Origin of the sequence: Microcoleus sp. LAD1_D3 (assembly GCF_036702135.1) — a bacterium.
In the GTDB taxonomy this organism is placed as follows: Bacteria; Cyanobacteriota; Cyanobacteriia; order Cyanobacteriales; family Microcoleaceae; genus Microcoleus.
In genome coordinates this window covers 1-21,482 of the sequence record NZ_JAUBSB010000076.1, presented here as the reverse complement: position 1 = coordinate 21,482, position 21,482 = coordinate 1, and the positions used below count along the sequence as shown (strand labels likewise).

General features: G+C 44.4%; 18 protein-coding genes and 1 riboswitch. Of the genes, 12 read left to right on the top strand and 6 right to left on the bottom strand.

The window, feature by feature from the left end:
* Positions 1 to 69: 69 nt before the first annotated feature.
* The 10 genes from QUA74_RS26500 to QUA74_RS26455 all read left to right on the top strand — a co-directional run bounded on the left by QUA74_RS26500 (position 70) and on the right by QUA74_RS26455 (position 11,730).
* Positions 70 to 792: an HAD-IC family P-type ATPase gene (locus QUA74_RS26500; protein WP_333334924.1), complete on the top strand. Its 723-nt coding sequence runs from the start codon at positions 70 to 72 to the stop codon at positions 790 to 792.
* Positions 793 to 839: 47 nt separating this feature from the next.
* A complete protein-coding gene (locus QUA74_RS26495; RefSeq protein WP_333334929.1) occupies positions 840 to 1,142 on the top strand; it encodes a hypothetical protein in 303 nt (100 codons plus the stop codon).
* A 475-nt stretch (positions 1,143 to 1,617) separates the two neighbouring features.
* Positions 1,618 to 1,890, top strand: a complete 273-nt coding sequence (locus QUA74_RS26490) for a hypothetical protein (protein ID WP_333334921.1) — start codon at positions 1,618 to 1,620, stop codon at positions 1,888 to 1,890.
* A gap of 1,069 nt (positions 1,891 to 2,959) precedes the next feature.
* Entirely contained in the window at positions 2,960 to 4,114 is a 1,155-nt protein-coding gene (locus tag QUA74_RS26485; RefSeq protein WP_333334918.1) for a baeRF7 domain-containing protein, read from the top strand.
* Between the two features lie 159 nt (positions 4,115 to 4,273).
* On the top strand, positions 4,274 to 5,335 hold the full coding sequence (locus QUA74_RS26480; protein WP_333334915.1) for an AI-2E family transporter: 1,062 nt from the start codon (positions 4,274 to 4,276) through the stop codon (positions 5,333 to 5,335).
* 66 nt (positions 5,336 to 5,401) lie between these two features.
* Positions 5,402 to 6,211, top strand: a complete 810-nt coding sequence (locus QUA74_RS26475) for a glucose 1-dehydrogenase (RefSeq protein ID WP_333334912.1) — start codon at positions 5,402 to 5,404, stop codon at positions 6,209 to 6,211.
* A 637-nt stretch (positions 6,212 to 6,848) separates the two neighbouring features.
* A complete protein-coding gene (locus QUA74_RS26470; RefSeq protein ID WP_333334910.1) occupies positions 6,849 to 7,802 on the top strand; it encodes a polyphosphate kinase 2 family protein in 954 nt (317 codons plus the stop codon).
* A gap of 116 nt (positions 7,803 to 7,918) precedes the next feature.
* On the top strand, positions 7,919 to 8,221 hold the full coding sequence (locus tag QUA74_RS26465; RefSeq protein ID WP_333334907.1) for a hypothetical protein: 303 nt from the start codon (positions 7,919 to 7,921) through the stop codon (positions 8,219 to 8,221).
* A 700-nt stretch (positions 8,222 to 8,921) separates the two neighbouring features.
* On the top strand, positions 8,922 to 10,034 hold the full coding sequence (locus QUA74_RS26460; RefSeq protein WP_333334904.1) for a mechanosensitive ion channel domain-containing protein: 1,113 nt from the start codon (positions 8,922 to 8,924) through the stop codon (positions 10,032 to 10,034).
* Positions 10,009 to 11,730: a mechanosensitive ion channel domain-containing protein gene (locus tag QUA74_RS26455; protein WP_333334901.1), complete on the top strand. Its 1,722-nt coding sequence runs from the start codon at positions 10,009 to 10,011 to the stop codon at positions 11,728 to 11,730. Before QUA74_RS26460 ends, QUA74_RS26455 begins: the two co-directional genes overlap by 26 nt.
* A 68-nt stretch (positions 11,731 to 11,798) precedes the next feature.
* On the opposite strand, the gene QUA74_RS26450 is transcribed toward QUA74_RS26455, so the two are convergent.
* Together QUA74_RS26450 and QUA74_RS26445 are read right to left on the bottom strand one after the other, a co-directional pair.
* Complete coding sequence (locus QUA74_RS26450; RefSeq protein ID WP_333334898.1) at positions 11,799 to 11,954, bottom strand: hypothetical protein; 156 nt, start codon at positions 11,952 to 11,954, stop codon at positions 11,799 to 11,801.
* Positions 11,955 to 12,214: 260 nt separating this feature from the next.
* On the bottom strand, positions 12,215 to 13,840 hold the full coding sequence (locus tag QUA74_RS26445; protein WP_333334926.1) for a cation:proton antiporter: 1,626 nt from the start codon (positions 13,838 to 13,840) through the stop codon (positions 12,215 to 12,217).
* Between the two features lie 91 nt (positions 13,841 to 13,931).
* A riboswitch (Fluoride riboswitch) is annotated at positions 13,932 to 14,020 on the bottom strand.
* Positions 14,021 to 14,292: 272 nt separating this feature from the next.
* On the opposite strand from QUA74_RS26445, the gene QUA74_RS26440 reads away from it, so the two are divergent.
* Positions 14,293 to 14,904 carry a glutathione S-transferase family protein gene (locus QUA74_RS26440; RefSeq protein ID WP_333334896.1) on the top strand — a complete coding sequence of 204 codons (612 nt, stop codon included), beginning with the start codon at positions 14,293 to 14,295 and terminating at the stop codon, positions 14,902 to 14,904.
* A 157-nt stretch (positions 14,905 to 15,061) separates the two neighbouring features.
* Here QUA74_RS26440 and QUA74_RS26435 read toward each other — a convergent pair whose 3' ends face one another.
* A complete protein-coding gene (locus QUA74_RS26435) occupies positions 15,062 to 16,105 on the bottom strand; it encodes a chemotaxis protein CheB (RefSeq protein WP_333334894.1) in 1,044 nt (347 codons plus the stop codon).
* A gap of 290 nt (positions 16,106 to 16,395) precedes the next feature.
* Positions 16,396 to 17,409, bottom strand: coding sequence for a Gfo/Idh/MocA family oxidoreductase (locus QUA74_RS26430; RefSeq protein WP_333334892.1), 1,014 nt, complete (start codon positions 17,407 to 17,409; stop codon positions 16,396 to 16,398).
* Between the two features lie 525 nt (positions 17,410 to 17,934).
* Between QUA74_RS26430 and QUA74_RS26425 the strand changes: the two genes are divergently transcribed.
* Positions 17,935 to 18,234, top strand: coding sequence for a ferredoxin (locus tag QUA74_RS26425; protein ID WP_333334890.1), 300 nt, complete (start codon positions 17,935 to 17,937; stop codon positions 18,232 to 18,234).
* Positions 18,235 to 18,579: 345 nt separating this feature from the next.
* Here QUA74_RS26425 and QUA74_RS26420 read toward each other — a convergent pair whose 3' ends face one another.
* Positions 18,580 to 20,235 carry a SpoIID/LytB domain-containing protein gene (locus tag QUA74_RS26420; RefSeq protein ID WP_333334888.1) on the bottom strand — a complete coding sequence of 552 codons (1,656 nt, stop codon included), beginning with the start codon at positions 20,233 to 20,235 and terminating at the stop codon, positions 18,580 to 18,582.
* A 324-nt stretch (positions 20,236 to 20,559) separates the two neighbouring features.
* Positions 20,560 to 21,482 (bottom strand): WD40 repeat domain-containing protein (locus QUA74_RS26415; RefSeq protein ID WP_333334886.1); only part of this gene is annotated, 923 nt, incomplete at its 5' end.

The window sequence follows — 21,482 nt, the reverse complement described above, 5'->3', positions numbered from 1 at the left end:
CTGCTTTCTATTATGCCATCAGCTTAGCCAGACAATTGCCTGAGTATTTATACTGATCGCCAAAGTGGGATGCTCCCGACAGCGGGATTGTCAGAAGCAGAGGTGTCTGAACGTCAGAAACTTTATGGTTTCAATGAAATCAAAGGGAAAGCAGGGAAAAGCCCCATCATCCGTTTCCTGATGGAATTCAACCAACCCTTGATTTATATTTTGTTAGTTGCTGGCATCGTCACCCTGCTGCTAAAGGACTGGGTGGATGCGGGAGTGATTCTGGGCGTGATGTTGATTAACGCCGTGATTGGCTTTATCCAAGAATCGAAAGCCGAAAATGCGATCGCCGCCCTAGCCAAATCTGTCACCACTGAAGCCACCATGATTCGAGATGGGCAAAAGGTTCGGCTCAACTCCCGCGAACTGGTTCCTGGCGATCTGCTATTACTGGCATCCGGTGACAAAGTGCCTGCTGACGTGCGGTTAGTTAATGTGCGTGACTTGCAGGTGAGTGAATCTGCATTGACAGGGGAATCGGTTCCCGTCCAGAAAGCAACCGAACCCCTAGCCGCTGAAACGGTTTTAGCCGATCGCAGCAACATGGCCTATGCCGGAAGCTTGGTGACATTTGGGCAGGCAAAAGGAATTGTGGTAGCCATCGCCAACCAAACTGAAACTGGGCGAATTTCGCAACTGATGGATGAAAGCACTGGGCTGGAAACACCACTTACTCGCAAGATTGAGCAATTTAGTAAAAGTCTGCTGTACGTCATTCTAGGGTTGTCACCCGAATTGGAGTAGCTGGAAGTTAGGCGTTTTAGCACGAACTTCCTAATGGTAATGGGGGGATTAATGACTATGGGACTGCCCTGTGGTGGACGGCAATGTTGATGAGTACGATCAGCTCTGATTACTTTGCGAAAACAGCGTCCGGGCGGGTGCTTGGTTTTTTACTGTCGTTGTGTGCGATCGCCGTATGCGGTTATTTGACAGCAACGCTGGCTACATTTTTTGTGAGTCAGGATGCTGAGAGCGATCGAGCAGAAATAGTGGCTACACAATCAATTCAAGCTGTGGAAACAGAAATTACTGCACTGCCAACAGAGGTTCAAGCCTGCTTCACCAAAAGGTTTAGACCTGTGAATTGCTGACCTTTGATGTGAGCATGAGGTCGATCAATCTCGATGCGATACTAGAGAAACGATGATGTCTGTCCAATTATAGATAACCTTTTACTCTAAACTATTCCAACCGATAGATGATATTTAAAATTTTGACTTTTACCATAAAACTACCGTCTAGCAATTCAAATAAAAAACCTTTAAAAGGATGGCTAAAACAAGCTGAATAGATTCAGGATAGGGAATCAAAAAAAACTTGATCTAGGATAAATTTCACATTTAACTGTTCAATAATGTTGACAGTTTTTTTATGACCCAATGGCTAATTTTCTAGGACTTTGAGCCACTGTGGATAATTAAATCAATGTCATCTCCACTCCTGACTTGCATTTAATTCGAGTTTTTTATGATCCTTTCCCTCTAAAGCTTGTAGTATCGTTCCCAAAAAGGCCCCCAGTATTGAATGTTAACCGGGTTCTATTTATTACATTGACACGAGAAACTCATGGAAAACACATTTATCGATCGCACATTCCGGGACAGCGAAGGCAAAATTGTTATAGCTCAGATGCCCAATCTCCCACTGAGTGTCGGAATTGTAGCTACTTTATTAACGCTCATTATTACAACAGGTCAAATTAATTTAGGGTTGCAGCTAGTAGCCTTTGGCTCTTTGTTTACTTGGGCTTGGCAAGAATTATTTCAAGGCGTTAATTACTTTCGTAGAGCATTAGGTCTGATTGGGCTTGTTGGTATAATTGCGTGGGCACTTCAATAATTAGGTAAGCATAAATCAAATCCATAAGGTATATAGCACTTCTCAGTAAAATGAGGTAGAGTGGGTAATTGGTAATTGCTAATCGCTCGTCTGCATCCCTCACTTTTTTGATAAGCGCTATATATTTTTTTATTCTGTAGGTTGGGTTTCGTCCCTCAACCCAACCTACTAATAAAGAATTTTGCGGAAGTATTGGAAGCATCCAAAAGACCACAAAAGGAAACTCGTAATTGGTAATTCAATTCGTAATTCATAACTCGTAATTCGTAACTCGTAGGCAGTGGTGCAAGCACCATGATGGGAATGCAGACAGTGAGAATCGAAAAATTTGGACAAACCTATGCTGAAAGGCTGATTTTAATTGGGCGATCGCTTGCTATAGGTTAAGCCTGTAACTATCTACCTTTTAGTAGGCTACTTCGGTGACGGAAACCTCGATGATAGTGATAGAGCGATTTGTGGAGCTAGGGTTGATTAAACCGAGCGGCAGGATGCTGTAGGCAGGAAAAATGGCGCTAATCGTACCACTCCCATAAGACAGCTATTAGAAGAGGATAGACACATGAAAGTTGAGATCAACACTGATACCAACATCCAATACCAACATCGAATACCAACATCGAAGGCAACTAGGCGCTGGCTCAACACGTCGAAGCCATAATCAAAGACACCTTAGATCGCTTCAGTCAGCATATTACACGGGTGGAAGTCCACCTTAGCGATGAGAACAGCAACGAGAAGTTTGGTGCTAATGATAAACGCTGTTTGATCGAAGTCCGTCTCGCTAACCATCAGCCAATCGCAGTCAGCGATCGGGGCTAGATATTGCAGCAGTCCGTCAGCGGTGCTGCCGAGAAAATGAAAAATTTGCTAGACACTACTCACGGAAAGTTGAGTGATCGCTAAGGGGCGAACCCTGACCACATCTCTGGGACAAACTCTGACCGTCAGGGATGTTTCTAGAGAAATTCTCAGCACACATCAGAAAAGAGCGAATGTCCGAGAAATGACATTCAGCCTGTCCTACCACTGATAAAAGCTTGAGATAAAAATTTAACAGAGGTACACAATGAATTTATTAGCCATTGATGAATTAACAACTTTAGCCACAGAATCAAACTCAACCTGTATTTCCATATACACGCCAATGGAGCGTTTAGGAGCCGAAACCCAACAAAATCCAATTCGGTTCAAGAATCGGCTGCGGCAAGCCGAAGAACAATTGCTGGCGATGGGAATGAGTGAACAGGATGCCAAAGAGTTGCTGCAACCGGTTCACGAGCTAGATACCTATGACTTCTGGCAGCATCAAAGCGATGGACTAGCAATTCTGCTATCTCCCAATCAGTTCCGCTACTACTGCTTGCCGATCGCATTCCCAGAATTAACCGTAGTCACCGAGCGCTTTCATCTCAAACCATTGCTGCAACTGTTGTCTGGAGATGGGCAGTTTTATATTCTGGCACTAAGCCAAAATCAAGTTCGATTGTTTCAGGGAACTCGTTATCACGTCAACGAGGTTGAGTTGAGTGATGTACCCACCAGCATTGCAGAAGCATTGCAGTATGACGATCCAGAAAAAAGCCTGCAGTTTCATACGGCCACCTCACAAGGCAGCAGTGGTGGCGATGGTTCGGCCATATTTCATGGACAGGGAGGCGGTAACGATGACCACAAAGATCGACTGCTGCGTTACTTCCGCCAAGTTAGCAAGGGGCTAGAATCCTTCTTAAAAAACGAGCAAGCGCCGCTAATTTTGGCAGGGGTTGATTATCTCTTGCCAATTTATCAGCAGGCAAACACCTACGCTCACCTACTGCCCGACGGCATCACAGGCAATCCAGAAATGTTGAAACCGGAGGAACTGCATACTCAGGCGTGGCAGATTGTACAGCCTTATTTTGAGCAAGCAAAAGAAGCAACGATCGCCCGCTACGAGGAACTACAAGCCACCGAAAAAACTGCTAGCACGATCGAACAGGTTGTGCCTGCTGCCTATTTCCAGCGCGTTGAATCGTTGTTTGTTCCCGTTGGTGAGCAAGTTTGGGGAGTTTTCGATCCGGAGGCGAATTCCGTTCACATTCACCCTCAACATCAGGCCGGGGACGAAGATTTGCTGGATTTAGCAGCACTGCATACCCTGACCAATGGTGGTAATGTTTACGCCGTAGAGCCGGGAGATGTTCCTCAAGACAAGGCGATCGCCGCCGTTTTTCGCTACTGATTTCATACCCTCTGGTTGTTGCCAACACTGTCTTTAATGCTGGCTGGGAGAAAAAATCCCCCTACAGGCTCTACAATTGATCTCTTTAGGTAGAGGACATGGGTGTGTCTTTTATTTAATACTGCGGAGGAGGAACGGTGGAGAGGTTGAGAGGCTGTAATGGACAATCCAAAAATTAACACCAATCGGATGTGGGAACACCTGAACAATGCTCAACTCATTCGCTACCTGCTACTCTTTGTGCTTGGCTGGGCGATCGTGCAGGTGTTGGCATATTTTGAAACGGTTCTGATTGTTTTTATTTTTGCAGCTATTCTCGCCTTTCTGCTGAACTACCCAGTCAAATTTGTATCTCGTTTCATCCCTCGTTGGCTAGCGGTAGTGCTCGTGTTTTTACTTGCCTTGTTGATTCTAGGTGCGTTAATGGCAACGTTAGGATTAGCTACCATTTCCCAAGCACAGCAGTTATTAGAACATGCTCCTCAATTTTTAGACTCGGCGATCGCACTGTTGGAAACACTTCAATCCTTTCTGCTAAAGCGCAATATTACGGTCGATTTCAGCACCTTTGAGGCACAACTGCGCCAACAAGCCCTCGGCATCATTGGCATGGGTTTTTCCACAGTGCAAAATCTGTTCTTCAAGTTGCTAGATGTGATTGTGATTGCGGTGGTTAGCTTCTTTATGCTGCTAGATGGTAGACGACTATGGAATCTGATCGTGAGGCTCTTTCCACCCAGCTTACGCGATGATTTGACCAGGGCACTTCAAAAGAATTTTCTGGGTTTCTTTTGGGGTCGGTTGCTGTTATCAATCTTTTTCGCCATCTCTACCTTTGTGGTATTTATTTTGCTGGATATTCCCTATGCACTGGTCATGGCGGCAGTCGCAGGCGCATTTGACCTGATTCCAGGTATTGGCGCAACGATTGGGATTAGCCTAATCTGCCTGATTATTCTGCCTCAAGGAATTCTGCTCAGTTTGAAAGTTTTAGTGGGTTGCATTGTTTTACAGCAGGTTGAAGAAAACTTACTCATGCCCCGTATTATGCAAGGCTCCATTAATATAAATCCAGTCATTATGTTCTTTGCGCTATTAGTGGGGGCGCGAGTCGCTGGATTGGTGGGAGTTTTTCTGTCGATCCCGATCGCGGGCGTGATGATCGGCCTTCTGGATATTGATGAAATGCGTGGGGAAAAGACAGAACAACCTTCTGGTTGATGTTGAAGCTAGTTGGCTTGAGGTTTCGGTTAAGATATTTTGTTTTAAATCTCTGGGAGAGGAATTATGAAAGGTTTAAAGGGAAAAAACGCACTAATTACTGGAGCGAGTTCAGGCATTGGGCAGGCGATCGCCATTCGTCTCGCTCAAGAAGGTTGCAACATTGCCGTTAACTATCGCAAAAGCCTAGAAGAGGCAGAAGATACTGAAGAAATGGCGATGCAAAAAGCCTGTGGGCAAGCAGCAGAATGCGGGGTTGAAACCCTGCTGATTCAAGGTGATGTTTCTAAAGAAGAGGACATCGTGCAAATGGTGAATCAGGTTGTGGAGCAGTTTGGTCATCTCGATATCCTGATTAATAACGCTGGGATTCAAACAGAAAGCGCATCCCATGAAGTTCCAACGGATGAATTCGATCGCGTCATAGCGGTGAATTTGCGAGGTGCATATCTCTGTGCGCGGGAAACCATTAAGCACCTATTGAGTGAGCAACGCCCTGGGGTGATTATCAATGTTTCCAGTGTGCATGAAATCATTCCTCGCCCGATGTATATCAGCTATTCCATCAGCAAAGGTGGTATGGGGAATTTAACGAAAACCCTAGCGTTGGAATACGCAAACCGAGGCATCCGCGTCAATGCTATTGCCCCCGGTGCAACGATTACACCGATTAATGAAAGCTGGACGGACGATCCAGAACAAAAGGCAGTAGTGGAAAGCCATATCCCAATGGGACGGGCAGGCACATCGGAGGAAATGGCGGCATCTGTTGCCTTTCTCGTATCAGATGAAGCGGCTTACATTACGGGACAAACCCTCTATATTGATGGTGGATTGACCCTCTATGCTGACTTTCGCGAATCTTGGTCTGCCTAAATTAACTTGGAGAAACTATTGAGAGGAAATAGGCGATCGCTGTCATTTTACCTAAAAAAGGATTTGTTTGGGCGATCGCTTTCTTTACTCACCGGACACTAGACTAAACCGCACTAAGGTGTCATGCAGATATGATTGAACGTGGCAGCCAGGAAGGTATTGCGGAGGAGTTAGACGGCCAAGATTTCAAGTAGTGGTATCTTGTAAGCTCTCACATGAGAAGAATTAAAGCAGGTATTCTACTTCATAAACTTGGAATACGTTGTAGCTGGTGTGGGTTTGCCGTTGTTATTAAGTGTGCAAAACGATCCAATTAATGCAATGTTGTCAAGTCCCGTTCGTTGGCATGATTAATATCAAATCCGGTAGCATCGTCGGGCGTAAAATCGAGTCAACAGTCAACCATCACGGACGGTGCAACCGGAATTTATATAATTCATCTACGTTAATCTGTGTTTATCGGCCTGTATCTACGGTTTTAAAAAGAGAATTTCTCGGGCTGCAGATGACAAGGCATTGACGCTGATTCACGCAGAGGTCGAGAATATAGATATAAATAATTCCGATGCTAACAGATTGATTTGATATAAGCCCGTCAGAACAAGTCTATTTACCTTGACATTGGAGAGTTAAAAGTATGACCGATAAACATAGCCAAAATGATACATCATTAAATCCATTTCCGCTCCAAAATCTTGACGAGTTGATTCGTCCTTTTATAGTTCCACCAAAGCAGCAAATTATTGTGCCATCAGAGCGATTAATTTCTCTCACAAAAGACTATGACCCAGCTTACAAAGCCAATCATCTAAAGAAGTCGAAAGCTAAAAGTCAATTAAAGGAAGGTATTAAAGCTTTAGCAGAATATCAAGATATTCTGTATGCCCAAAAAACCCATGCTGTACTAATCATTTTTCAAGCAATGGATGCTGCTGGTAAAGACAGTACGATCAAACACGTAATGTCAGGAATCAATCCCCAAGGATGTCAAGTGCATAGCTTCAAAGCGCCCTCGACAGAAGAGTTAAATCATGACTATTTATGGCGTTGTTCCAAAGCCCTACCAGAACGAGGACGGATTGGAATTTTCAATCGCTCTTATTATGAAGAAATCTTGGTAACACGAGTTCATCCAGAAATCCTAGAGCAGCGACCAATTCCACCTAGTTTAATCGACAAGAATATTTGGGAGCGGCGCTTTGAAGAAATTAACAACTTCGAGAAGCAATTAGTCAATAACGGGACGATCATCCTCAAGTTTTTTCTCAATGTGTCTAAGGAAGAGCAGCGAAAACGTTTTTTAGAACGGATCAATCGTCCTGAAAAAAACTGGAAATTTTCTGTTGATGATGCTAAAGATCGTACTTTTTGGGATGAGTACATGGCGGTCTATGAAGATATGTTTAATCACACCAGTACGGACTATGCTCCTTGGTACATTATCCCAGCCGATCGCAAATGGTTCACTCGTCTTGTAGTAGCGGGCATCATTTACACTAAGTTGAAGGAACTGAACCTTGAGTATCCCAGTGTCAGCGAAGAAAAGCGTCAAGAACTTTTGCAAGCAAAGCTAATTCTTGAGAGCGAGTAATTAAGGTAACGATGAAATCAGGTTAGCCATAATCTATCACTTTAGAATGATTAAAGCAGGTAAATTTAGACGAAAAGAATGATATAAACAGCTCTTTTATCAATCCATAACTTTTTGTGACTCACTCTACAATTCAAGGCTCGGCTTTTGTAAATGAGCAAAAATCCGCTTTTAGGAGATCTAGCCTTAACCGTCTATTATTTTTACCTGTTACTTTAGTATTAGGAATTTGCCAGGAAATCTCTACTTCCGTTGCTGGTGGATTGGATGACGGTGCAGAAATTACCTACAGCCGAAAGCCCAATTATATTAACATTAAGCAGGTTTTTTGGGCGGTTAGCGAGGGCGAGAGCAAGATTTACTCTAGTGCTGGCGATCGCCCAATAAGAGGCACTTTCCTGCTCGTTTGCGTGCGTTGATTTGGGTACGCGATCGCATGATACACAAGTTGCAGTATAAATTACCAAGGAGTCTCAATGCACATTAGTTCGCAAAACCATCGCCACCTATGAGGAACTAAAAGATATGAGCGCGAAGTTGGTTTGAGAAGAATTATCGCAAGGCGATGTAAAGTTGTATTCCGATCGCGTCCTTGAGAAAGTTTTCTCACACAACCTTTCTTTACAACGGCCCAGTTTACGGATTTGACAGGTAAAATAGTATAATTACAAGATACCTTAGAAAGATGCGATCGCATCCTCAATGAGGAGTTTTCGGATACACCCAAAAAATCCCTCTACACGATCGGCTCAATTGACGAAGCCGTAAAAGCAGAAAAGAGCCGCTTTAAAAAGGGGGAAGAATTAATTTTCCTTTTTAATGGGGACTCTGGGGGGATCTAAATTCCGAAACCTGGAAAAAAAATCATGATTTCTATGCTATCAGAAACGCCGTCAGAAATTCAGCTTAAAGTTGTCTTCCCCACCAAAATCCTCATCAAAACAACTGCGCTCAAAGTAATTGCGGAAGCAGAAAATGGAAGATAGTCGCATTTTACATTGGCTGGGTTGTTGCCTTTTGGGTATTTGTGTAAGGGCTAACAATGCACCCAATGCTACAAGCATGGCGCGAGATTCCGACTTTGAACCCAACCCGAAACTTGAATAATTAAACTTTGCTATGACAGAAACAATTAATCCGCTTTATCAAGCCTCTGAACTGGCTTTAAATAATGGCGATAGCTTAGGGCAAATAAGCTCTATTTTGGTAGCAGGAGTGCTGACTGCATTAGCGGGAATTGCGCTATTTTCAATCTTAAACTTACCGTTAAGTTGGTTCGCTCCACAATTATTAAGCCAAACTTATATTCGTGTAGTGGTGGCATCAAAAAATATAGTTGTGGTGTTACTAACTCTCTCAGCAATGGAAGTAATGTTACTTCTAATTCCTCAAAGTAAATCGCTTAGTTTAATCGAGTTTTGCCTGAGTGTTGGCATCACTATACTTAGCGGCTGGATGCTGTCAAGACTATTTAGAGATTTTTTTAACACCACAATTTTAGGAGTAACTTTTGAGTCAAACCCCAAAGTTAAAGGCGAGTCAATCTTCTTAATTCGGTATTTTGGAGACTTTGCGATCGCTGTAACGTTAATTTTAGTTTTTTGTATTAGCCATAACATCAACGTTGTCGGCATAGTTGCCAGTTTGGGGATTGGAGGTATTGCCATTGCCTTTGCCGCTCAAAAGACTTTAGAGCAATTTTTGGGGGGGATTGTCTTAACCCTCGATCGTCCGTTTACTGTGGGTGACTATATCGGCTTATCGGATGGGCCTACGGGTAAGCAAGGTACTTTTGGTAGAGTAGAAAGTATCGGCTTAAGATCAACCAAAATTCGCACTTCTGGTAAAGGCACGCTCACAATTATTCCGAATAATGCGCTTACCCAAGCTACCATTGAAAATTTTTCAGGTGCAAAGAAAGTCATGTCTGTAATGGTACTTGAGTTTCTTAAATCAATATCTGCCGATGAGCAAGCATTAATCCGCCAAATTGTGATGGACTGTACTATGGATATTTTTGGTTTAGATTGGCGTAGTACAGAGGTTTCTTTTAGTGAAAATCAGGCTCAAGTTTCCTTTTTTATTCTGGGTTCTAATGAGTTATCGATGGAACTAAGACGACAATTGCTGGATTTGGCCACCCAAAAAATTACCAAGCAACTTCAAAAACATGATATTTCTTTTATCCTTAACCAACCAACGATTTATGTGGATGCGCCAATTTCTATCTAAACAAGTAATTAGGCGAGCAATTAAACTGACTAGCTTATTTTTAGTGGGTTGTTTGTTGGTGTTTACTCCCATGAGTTTTGCTCAAAATCCTGCTCAAAATTTTAGTCAGGGTTTGGTTAATGGCAGTGCTCCGGTGGTTGTTGATGGGATTCCCCTTTTTAATTTGCAAGCTTTGGAGCGATTTACAGCAAAGGAGCGCACCCAATTTGCTAATAATATTCTCAAGGAGGCGATCGCTACTGATCAACCCATAACTTTTGATGTGCGGAATGATGATAGTACCAGCGCTACTTCTATTTCCTTAAATAATAACTACCTTCTCACCGTTACAGCCAATGATGTTCTGCCAGGGTTTTCGCGAACTCAACAAGCTAATCAATGGCGGGCTATTCTAGAAACAGCGATCGCCAAAGCTAAAAAAGAACGCACTCCCCAATATCTTTGGCAGAGAAGTCTATGGATTTTGAGCGTAATCGCAGCGCTGATCGTAGTGCGGCTTTTTTTGGGACTAGCAACCCGAATATTTAAGTTTAAAACGGGAATTTTCAGCAAGATTTTTTTTATTTTTAGCTGGGGTGCGATCGCCATAGTCAGTTCCGACTGGTTTCCCATCTTACGCAGTATACGCTATCAGTTTATTTCCCCATTCTCTCAGCCCCAGTGGCTACTATTTTTTGGAGCAGTAGGAGGTTCTTTTGTATTTAGCCACTACGCTACAGATTTAGTAAAATTAGCGCTTAAAAAACTAGCTCCCCCCGCTCTAGAAACTATTTATATAGAAATTGTTCAACCGAGCGATCGCCTTTTGGAATTTGCAGTTCTCAGTATTTGTCTCAGTGGGTCTGTGAGCTTATTAGAACCATTAGTACCAGTCGTTTATAATCTCCTAAAGCCGATTATAAATCTATTCTTAATTGGCAGCTTATATTGGTTATCAGTAAAACTAAGTAGCCGCTACCTGCGTACCTACGGATTCAAGTTGGGCGGCAAATTTAGCCCTAGTAGTGATGATGCCATTCTAGTGTTTGAGACCATTATTCATATCTTGATTTTTATTGCAGCTTTAGTTGCCTTTGCCAGCAGCCTCAACTTTGACTTGATTGGATTGGTGGCAAGTTTGGGGTTGGTGGGTTTAGCCGTCGCCTTTGCTGCTCAAAAAATTCTCGAACAACTGATTGCGACTTTAGTTTTATATCTTGATCGTCCTTTTGTTACTGGTGACTACATCCGCTTACCAGGTGGAGAATTAGGGAAAGTAGAAAGTATTGGTTTGCGATCAACCAAAATCCGTTCCCTTGGCACTGGCACAATTATTGTGATGCCCAATTCCATCCTTGTAAGTGTAGAAATTGAAAACGTTACTCTTGCCAAAAAAATCATGGTGTTATTTTATATGGACTTTGCTAGTGTTTTAGGGGAACGAGAATATGCCCTAGTGCAACAAGTGATTATGGAAAAAACCGCTTACCTTTCAGGGATTGATACTAACAGCACAAATATCTCTCAGGCTGATGGAACAGGAAAAAGATTAAGGGTTAGTTTTGCAATTTTAGGTTCTCAAGATAATGCGATTGAAGTGCGTAAACGTCTACTAGAGTTGGCAAGGGCTAAAATTTCCAAATCGCTCTCGATCCATGGGATTGTCTTTACGATGGAAGACCCTACAGTTTATGTGCAGTCCCCGATTACAATCTGATTATTGTTTTGGAGTGTTCAACTTAAAGCAATTGTTTGGAGGGGTGGTCACTCTCAAGAAATCCCCAATTACGAAGTAGTTCCTAGCGGCGTTTCAAATAAATCCTGAGCATCATACACTTGCTGACTCAATTGCTGAAAATCTTGCTCACAGAGTTTCAATGGCTCGATCGCTGAAACGTAACCAGACGCATCAAACAGAGCGCGATCGCGGATTTTAGGCAACCACGTGATATCATTTCCGGTTACACCGGAATGATGTTGACTTTTGACGGTTGACTGTTGACGCCGTGAACAGTGAACAGTCAACGCCGTGAACAGTGAACTTGAATTTACTATTGCGATGCTAACGGATTTGATATGAGTTGGGGCAATGCGAGAAACTGCTCAAATTGATGAAGATGTTTCATCCAAAACGCTCCTTTTTTATAAATTTGGACTAACTACAATAGGTAAGTTAAGTAAATCCTTCTTGCTGCTTGCTTCTACTTATGACGACATTCCACTAGAATGACAGGAATAGGACTGGTTTCTAAGACGGCTTGAGAAACCGAACCTACTAGCACTTCTTCCCAAGGTTGATGCCCTCGTTTCCCGATCACAATATCTGTTACTTGCCGAGCTTGCGCCACGCGGACAATCTCTTCTGGCACTGTACCAGAAAGACTCAGGAACTCATAGCGAATATCTGATAAGAGTCGTTGTGCTTGTTCTTGTAATTGGGCGATCGCCTTTTTATCTCCCAGATTATCCACATACAAAACAATCACATTCCCGTCACTGCGCCGAGCTAAGTCTGCGGTTTTAGTTAAAACATCTGTTGTTAATGGGGAAGTGTCTACTGCGGCGAGAAAAACTGGACGACCGGAAATAGCTACTTTGGTGGGGTCAACTTCGCCTTTTTCTAATAGTTTGGGAGCAAAGGTAGGAATTGCCCAAGCACCCAAGGGAGCCGTTACTAAAATTGAGAGGGCTGCGATCGCCAAAATCGTCTCGCCACCAGCAATGCCCTGAGCTAGGGGAATTGCCCCAATTGCCGCCTGCACCGTTGCCTTAGCGGAATTTCCTGCTAGCAGAAACAGCCGTTCTTTCCCAGTCCAATTACTACCCAAGCTGGAAAGATACCAACCGAGCGATCGCCCAATCAGAGTCCCGATCGCCAACACCAACAAACCAACCAGCAAGGTATTGCCTAATACATTAAGTTGAATACTGGCTCCCAGCAGCACAAACAAAATAATTTCCGCGATCGTCCACAAACTGTCAAAGCCGCCCCGCAGCCTTCGTGCTAAAGGCGCATCCAACTCAATCAGGAAAAACCCCGCTGCCATGACAGCTAAATAGCCAGAGAAAACCGGAATATGTTCGGCTGATACTACCAGCCCTAGGGCAAAGCCAGCAGCGACTAGGGAGTCCTGAACCGCAGTTTGAGTCCAGTTTTGCTTGACTAATAGTGACACCAAAATTCGAGCAGTTACCCATCCCAAAAGCACCCCCAAGGTAATTTGGATGATGATTTGAAATGGCAGCAATTGCAGAGGGCTGAGGGTGATTCCTCCCAGTAAGGTAATGGCTGTAGCTTTCCCTTGGGACAGAAACGCTAGCAGTAGACTAAACACCAGCAACAGCAATACATCTGACAAGGCACTTCCCGTCAGAATCGCATCGGGAATTCCTTTTTTTACTCCCCAACCTAGACTTTTTAACCGCAGCATTCCGGGAACAATTACTGCTGGAGATTCCGCGCCAATGATGCAGCCTAGCAGTAGCCCCGTCAAAAAATCAAACTGAAGTAGCCACATCGCAGCGACAGCAATGGCGATGGCCTCGCAAGCTGCCGGTAGAAAGCCTAAGCGCAGCGCCACGGTTCCCTGTTGGGATAGCTTTTCGCGATCGAGTCCTAACCCCGCCTTCATCAAAATCACCATCACGGCAATGGTGCGAAGGGAATTCGCTGCGCCCAAAACCTCTGGGCTAATGACATTCCCCAGTTGCGGGCCTAATAAAATGCCCACCAGCACCATACCTACGAGTGCTGGAGCTTTCAGCCGTCGAGCAATCTGCCCGACAAAAAAGCCCATTAATAAAATCCCGATCATACTTTCTAACATCACGCCACCTTGAAGCTGAATGGATAAACGTGACTTGTAGGGGAAAGATCGATCGAGGCATCCGCACCATCCTACCCTTCCGCCACAAGTCGGAACAGTAGGAGCCATCAGCCTTTTAAACGTTATGAAGATTATTAATAACGAAGGGCGGTTTCGGCGAGCTCCATCGCCATCATTACTTTTATACCACTATTGAAGCTCATCTTCCATTTCCGTGCCCCTTCCCTAACGCTATTTAAGGGAGAATTTTTCCAGTATAATTTCATTGATTCTCCAATATTGATGAATTTAGGGTGCTCTGGGTTGCACCTAACCCATATTACTTCTGAACGTAGCAATGCTGCTCTTACCCCCAAATCCTACAATAATAACTTGTGAACTTCTCTTTATTTGTTTTTTTCTTTCTTAACTCTGCGTGTTCAGTGTTCTCTGCGGTATATAAAAAAATACTCATGTTGAAACTTTACGAATATTCTACCTCTGGAAATTGCTACAAAATCCGCTTGCTTTTAACTCAGCTTAATATTCCCTTCGAGCGGCGGGAAATTGATATTCTAAAAGGAGAAAGTCGAACTCCTGAATTTTTGATGAAAAATCCTAACGGGCGTATTCCTGTTTTAGAAATCGAAGCGGATAAATTTCTATTTGAATCAAATGCAATTATGTTTTATTTGAGCGAAGGAACTGAGTTTGTCCCCAGTGATAAATTTGAACGCGCTCAAGTCATGCAGTGGTTATTCTTTGAACAGTACAGCCACGAACCTTTTATTGCTACTTCTCGTTTTTGGTATTTGACAGGTAAAGCTGAAGAATATCAAGAAGCACTTCAACAAAAACAAGCACCGGGTTATGATGCTTTGGGGGTGATGGAACAGCATTTAGCAAACCATGCTTTTTTTGTAGGCGATCGCTATACTATTGCTGACATCGGTTTATTTGCTTACACTCACGTTGCGGGCGAGGGCGGATTTGATTTAACCAGATTTCCAGCAATTCAAACTTGGATCGATCGAGTAAAAAATCAACCTGGATTTATCAGCCTTACACAATTAAATGTAATTTAAATGAGGCTAAATATACTATACATCTAGAACATTACCGTCACATTTCTCAGTTGTCTAAAGTAATAAGTGCTGCGCCTTGACGACTAAAATTTTACGCGGCTGTAAAACACTCGTTAAGCGTATTGCTCGGTGGAAAGAAAACTCGATCGACGTTGAGTTACTCTGGCAGCTCTTCCTCTGTTTCGGCGGCAATGGTTCGTTTCGTGGCAAAGCCCTTGAGAAGGATCTCTCGAATCAGCGATACTTCGCCATCCAGGCTTTTGGCGTGATCTTCGTATTTTGCTGCCGCACTTTGTAAATTGTAATTTTTCATCCGCTCAGACATTTGACGCGAGAACGTGACCTTTTCCTCCATTGCCCGAACAGCCGACCACAAAGCATTTTCAATATACTGAGTTTGCTCTGATAGAAATATATTAGCCGTAAAGGAGTGCCCGATGTGACAGCGAAACCGCAGCGGCTCTGATTTGCCAATTTGCCAGATGCTGCCGTTGCATTCAGGGCAGCTGTAAGTTGTCCGAGTTCCGATAGCTTCTACATTCTCTAAAAACTCCTGGGTATTCATTTGCTGTTCAGCAATCTTAGATTCAACTTCGATCTCTTCGCTCACGGGGTATGCCTCCTCTTCGGCGACGGGTTGATTCGACAAACGCACTAGCAGGTGTGGGATTTCTGCGAGTGGCAGGCAGTGATCGACCTTCACATACCGCAAGGCACTCTTTGCCATGCTGGGGTATTCTGCTTCTTTTGGATCTTGGACGATCGCCACTCCGCCCTGTTTCTTGACCGCCTGCAATCCCACCGTGCCATCATCCAGATAGCCAGTCAGTACCACGCCCACCACCCTTGTACCATAAGCACGAGCGGCTGAACGAAATAACGCATCGATCGCGGGTCGAAATCTATTTTCTTGAGGCCCACGCACCACGCGCATTGAGCCTTGATTGACCAACAGGTGATAATCGGGCGGCGCGACGTAGATTCGCCCTTTTTGAATTGGCTCTCCGTCGGACGGGTGAGATGCCGGGAGAGAGCCTACATCTGCCAGAATTTTGGGAAGAATGCTGGGCTTATCGGCTGCGAGGTGCTGAACAATAAAGATGGCAGCATCTATGTCAGTAGGCAGAGTACCCACGATCGCGCCCAGTGCTTTGAGTCCGCCTGCCGAAGTTCCAATAACGATAATGTCGTGTCCAGGCATAAATTCCTTTTTTTTAGTGAATGAAAGCAGCCCAACGTTGTCTATGTCTTTTGAATGTTTTAGCACAACTTGGCTGATGTTTAGCAGAAGTGACCAAATGGTCGTCAAGGCTAAAAGCTGCATTCGACAGTGCTATTTAGTTCTAAATATTTTTGCTCGTAGGCATAACTTTGTAATGTAAGTGAGAGTACGAACTACTATAGATAGACTCTGGCAATTTTACTGTAATGCGCCGCAGCCCACCTTACCCTATACATAGCATAAAAAACGATTTATTTCGTCAGTCATTTTTATAAATTGCTAAGGGCTACATTTTGCCTAATTTCGCTCGATCGCCTCGCAGCATCTGCCACCTTCAAAGCATACAAACTACTGGCATTATTCACGTACAAAGGCGTACCGTTTGACAAATATTCCAACACCATATCGGTGTCTTTGGCAAACAAGCCGCGCCGTGTTCCTACTTTGAGGTTACGCCGATTTTCTCCCTGAATTAATTGACCGGATTCAGGAGTGAAAACCAGCGTTCCTTCTTCACCGTAGATAGTAAAAATGTTTTCCGACTGCCAAAAAGTCTCTCCTTTTCCATAAACAGCTTCAGCGACAATGCCATTGGCAAAGCGCAACTGTGCGTTGCACAAACAAGCTTTGTAGAAATCCGGCTGACTGTCCCAAAATTGAGCTTGACAGTTAACGCTTGCCACTTCCCCAAACAAATCCGTAAATCGGTGCAGTCGCGAAATTGCACCAACTAACGGAAAGCCAAAGAGGGAATGTTGGTAAGTCCACCGTTGCGGCGCTGGATGTTGAGGAGTAATAGTAATGTAGCGGGCGTAAAAAACTTTACCGATTAAGGGCAAAGATTCTTTGATTGCTTGGTGCAAACCGCCTAACAGTTCGATGTGTTCGATGTGGAGGAGTTTTTGCTTTTGGGCTGCAAGTTCGATCGCCCTTTCTGCTTCAGATACGTCTAAAGATAGAGGATATTCCACCACAACGTGCTTGTCATTTTCTAGCGCGGCCAGGACAATTGCCCCGTGATCCCGATTCACCGTACAGACAATCACCAGATCTAAATCGTCTCTTTCTACCAGCTTGCGCCAGGAAACCGCAGCTTCTGCCCCGAACCCTTGACAAAATGCTGCGGTTTTCTCCGGGGTGTGGCCGGCAACTGCTACCAAGTTCGATCGCCCATCAGCTTGAATTGTCTCGGCCCTCAACTTAGCGGCAAAACCAGTACCCACAATTCCCACGCGAATTGGAGAATTAACCGAAGAACCAAAGCGAGTATCAATATTAGTCATGGGATTTGAGATTTAAGATTTTAGATAGTTACAGACTTGCGGTGCAGGGGTTTAGGGTTCTATCGCCCCGATTTTAAGCTGTGGTTGTGGTGCGATTTATTCGATCGAGCCTTCAACACCCAAGTCTTGATGCGATCTAACTATACATTTCACTGCCTGCTGGGACTTGCCTTGCAGCAAGTCTTGCTGAAACTCGATCGACACACCGCATACCAACAACCTGGTTTTTGTGCTGTAGGGCTCAAAACAGGATTTTTCCTAGAAACCGGATTATTTAGCGCAAGTCTTGCGGCAACAGTATCACAAGGCTGAACCCAAGATAGGTATAAGTAATCAAGATGAAATTAGAAAAAGTTATAACTAATCCCATTCAAATGTTTTGTAAATAAGTGTGTCAACCTCCCTTCTATCCCCTACTATCATAGAGGGAACGAACCTAAGACCTAACCTCAAAGCTAATAGAGCCTTGAAGGTTGCATTAGGAAAAATTATCAATCTTGTTGAATTTTTGAGAGGATTTAGTGCATGGCAACTTACAAAGTTACCCTCATCAGCGAAGCCGAAGGAATTAACCAGACCATTGACGTTGATGACGATACTTACATTCTTGATGCTGCTGAAGAAGCAGGACTCGACCTCCCCTACTCTTGTCGCGCTGGAGCTTGCTCCACCTGCGCTGGCAAAATAGTCAAAGGCGAAATTGACCAATCCGACCAATCTTTCTTGGACGACGACCAAATCGAGGCCGGAATGGTCCTCACCTGCGTCGCCTATCCCAAGTCTGACTGTACGATCGAAACTCACAAAGAAGAAGAGCTGTACTAAGAAAGGACGCTCTGCGTGATACCCTAAGAAACCCGGTTTCTCGTTTCCAGAATTAAGCTGAAATACGGCAATTATGTTAAGAAACCGGGTTTCTGTGTCTAACATTGCAACAAAGCCGCCAGCAGTCTGTCACTCCCAGCTATGAATTCCTAGCTGTTTGAACAGATAGCTGACCAAATAATTTTAGATTTTAGATGGCAGATTTTAGATTAACTGTGAAACCAATCTAGAATCCCAAGTCTAAAATCTAAAAGTTTTAGGACTAATATTTAGTCTCAAGCGAGAGGGACGAAAGTTTGTTTAGTGGCGAGGGAAATCGCCGACTATTAGACCGACTCCGATCGACTATTCGCGCCAAAATGTAATGGCATCGGTGAGTGGGACAACTTGAGCGCCGGGAAAATAAAAGCCCAGAATTTGAGATCCATTCCAGCCCAAATTAGCCAAATTGTAAGAACCAGTCTGACTCATTCCCACGCCGTGTCCGAAACCGCCTCCGACAAAAGCATAACCGTTGAGAGTTTTGTCTGGATTGTAAATTGGTTCTAGGTAAAAAAGCGTGCTAATCGGCGGGTAAAAAGCATTGCGAATCTCGTCTTTGTCGATATCGATGGGGCCCAAGTCAGTTTGAACCTTCATTTTCAAAACTCGACCTGCGGGCGACCTTTCCACCACTTCCACCTGACTGACAGTTTTAAGATTAGCCAGCGGGTGCTGTTTCTTCTGAAGATACTGTTTGAGAAATCCACCAATCGCCGTCAAAGAAGCGGGTTCGCGCCACCGAAAAGTGTCTTCTTTTTCCTCATTAAACCCTTTTTGCAAACTGATAAAGCGGCGGAGGTTGTTTTCGTCAGACAAACTCTGCTTGGACAAATCCCAGACATTGTTAGGGGAATCGACGATCGATCGCAAATATGGACGTTCCGCGCCCTGCCACACATCGTTAAAAGAGGCTGTCACGCCGCCGCTAGACGCGGAATAGAGCGCGTCTACTAGCTGATTTTCGTAAGTTAGCACCAAACCGCTCGTTTGGGCGATCGCCTTATCACTTTGCGGGTACACCTCCGTCAAGCCCTTATAAACTTGACAGTTAACATCAGCGCACAACTCATAATTATCCACAGCAAATCGGCGCAAATTTCTCAGGGCGTAGGTTCTCGCCAAAATAGTTTGAGCGACAATCGCAGCGTAAGGCGAAAAAGCCCCAATTTCGTGAGGAACAACACCCCGCAAATAAGTTTCGGTCAGCACTTTATTTACCAAAGTATAAGTGCCGTAAGAATTTTTTTGCAGGTGCAAACTGCCGCCATAACGGTGAGTTTGTTGAATTGCTTTTTCTGGTTCAGTAGCTGTGGCCTCTTGGGTGGTTTGTTCCAATACCTCAATCACATTTTTCCCGGCCGTCACATCCAACTCATGGCGGTTGAAACGAAAGCCGTTTAAAACCCAAAAAGCCTGGGGTACTTGTTTAAAAACTTTGGAATCCAAAAAAGCTGTTGTGTTCCCTTGAGCTTGCAAACTTTGCAACAGCCAGCGCCGCACCAAAGGAGAGTTGTAAGTATCTCTTTTGGCCCAAACTTGCCAGCGAAAAGGTTGAGCAATTTCTACATCAATTCCCTGGGCGCGCCACTGATTGGCGCTGGCTTCAGCACTCTCGAAACTGCGGTGGGAGCTCAGAACAACTCGTTCTTCTACTAAGGGCGATTCCAGAGGTTTCGGGGCTATTTCTAACTTGACGCTAGCAGCCGTTTTGGTTTCTATGCCTTGAGGAGTTTTGTAACTCAATGTTAAGCTGTCGCCCGGTAATGCTTTCAGCGTCAGTTTGTCGGTTGCTTTGGTGCCAAACCGCTGCACCACACCGATTTTGATGGGTCTATTTTGGGGAGTTTGGGCGTATCCCGCAGCGCTGAAAAGAGGCAACAGGCACAATGCGGTGAAAACAGTGCTAGAAACGCAGCTAAACCATTTGTAATTGGGAGTTGGAGGTGCTTGAGCGAACACGGTTATCTGTCTCGCGATAGTTGAAATTGGGGGATTTTTGATTGTACGTTAGCACATTTGGCCGCTGCTATAGGGGAATTGCCGAAGATAAGCTGGTTTAAGTGGCAGAATTCTGTTAAGTCAGGACTTACGCCAGACCAAAGAAACCGGGTTTTTTACCTAATCTGCTGGCTGCAACGAAATATTTTCGTAAAAAACCCGGTTTCTGGGCCCCATGCGGTAAATCTGTCATTGCGGGTGAAATGCAGGAATCGCAAAAGTTGCGATCGCTTTACATTCTGTTACAGGATCTGGTTTATTTGCACCTACCGACTGATTGGCTAATCATTTATTCTGAGCACTAATCTCATCGCAGAGGTGTTTCTCGCTTTCCTCAGCATTATTCTGCAAATAGTCGTGCAGCCAATCGCAGCCTTGCACCAGCATTTCATCTAAACTTCTGATTCGCCACAACCGGGCTGTTTGGTCCCCTGATGCCGTAGCGATGTATTTGCCGTTGGGACTAAAACTGACACTCCTTACCCAACGTTGATGTCCTTTAAATTCCTGTATCAGCTTACCTGTGACATCCCACAACCGGGCTGTATTGTCGCCTGATGCCGTAGCGATGTATTTGCCGTCGGGACTAAAACTGACACTCGATACCCCATCTTGATGTCCTTTAAATTCTCGTATCAACTTGCCTGTTAAATCCCACAACCGGGCTGTTGTGTCTGCTGATGCCGTAACGATGTATTTGCCGTCGGGACTAAAACTGACACTCGATACCCAACTTTGATGTCCTGTAAATTCCTGTATCAACTTACCTGTGACATCCCATAACCGGGCTGTTGTGTCTGCTGATGCCGTAACGATATATTTGCCGTCGGGACTAAAACTGACACTCCATAGCCCATCTTGATGTCCTTTAAATTCCTGTATCAACTTACCTGTGACATCCCACAACCGGGCTGTTTTGTCCCATGATGCCGTAGCGATGTATTTGCCGTCGGGACTAAAACTGACACTCCATAGCCCATCTTGATGTCCTTTAAATTCCTGTATCAGCTTGCCTGTGACATCCCACAACCGGGCTGTTGTGTCTGCTGATGCCGTAACGATGTATTTGCCGTCGGGACTAAAACTGACACTCCATAGCCCATCTTGATGTCCTTTAAATTCCTGTATCAGCTTACCTGTGACATCCCACAACCGGGCTGTTTTGTCCCATGATGCCGTAGCGATGTATTTGCCGTCGGGACTAAAAC

Excerpts from the sequence above, each read along its gene's own strand:
- QUA74_RS26475 (WP_333334912.1), top strand. The coding sequence starts at position 5,402 with ATGAAAGGTTTAAAGGGAAAAAACGCACTAATTACTGGAGCGAGTTCA.
- QUA74_RS26445 (WP_333334926.1), bottom strand. The coding sequence starts at position 13,840 with ATGTTAGAAAGTATGATCGGGATTTTATTAATGGGCTTTTTTGTCGGG.
- QUA74_RS26500 (WP_333334924.1), top strand. The coding sequence starts at position 70 with ATGCTCCCGACAGCGGGATTGTCAGAAGCAGAGGTGTCTGAACGTCAG.
- QUA74_RS26430 (WP_333334892.1), bottom strand. The coding sequence starts at position 17,409 with ATGACTAATATTGATACTCGCTTTGGTTCTTCGGTTAATTCTCCAATT.
- QUA74_RS26435 (WP_333334894.1), bottom strand. The coding sequence starts at position 16,105 with ATGCCTGGACACGACATTATCGTTATTGGAACTTCGGCAGGCGGACTC.
- QUA74_RS26470 (WP_333334910.1), top strand. The coding sequence starts at position 6,849 with ATGACCGATAAACATAGCCAAAATGATACATCATTAAATCCATTTCCG.
- QUA74_RS26480 (WP_333334915.1), top strand. The coding sequence starts at position 4,274 with ATGGACAATCCAAAAATTAACACCAATCGGATGTGGGAACACCTGAAC.
- QUA74_RS26425 (WP_333334890.1), top strand. The coding sequence starts at position 17,935 with ATGGCAACTTACAAAGTTACCCTCATCAGCGAAGCCGAAGGAATTAAC.
- QUA74_RS26485 (WP_333334918.1), top strand. The coding sequence starts at position 2,960 with ATGAATTTATTAGCCATTGATGAATTAACAACTTTAGCCACAGAATCA.
- QUA74_RS26460 (WP_333334904.1), top strand. The coding sequence starts at position 8,922 with ATGACAGAAACAATTAATCCGCTTTATCAAGCCTCTGAACTGGCTTTA.
- QUA74_RS26455 (WP_333334901.1), top strand. The coding sequence starts at position 10,009 with ATGTGGATGCGCCAATTTCTATCTAAACAAGTAATTAGGCGAGCAATT.
- QUA74_RS26440 (WP_333334896.1), top strand. The coding sequence starts at position 14,293 with ATGTTGAAACTTTACGAATATTCTACCTCTGGAAATTGCTACAAAATC.
- QUA74_RS26490 (WP_333334921.1), top strand. The coding sequence starts at position 1,618 with ATGGAAAACACATTTATCGATCGCACATTCCGGGACAGCGAAGGCAAA.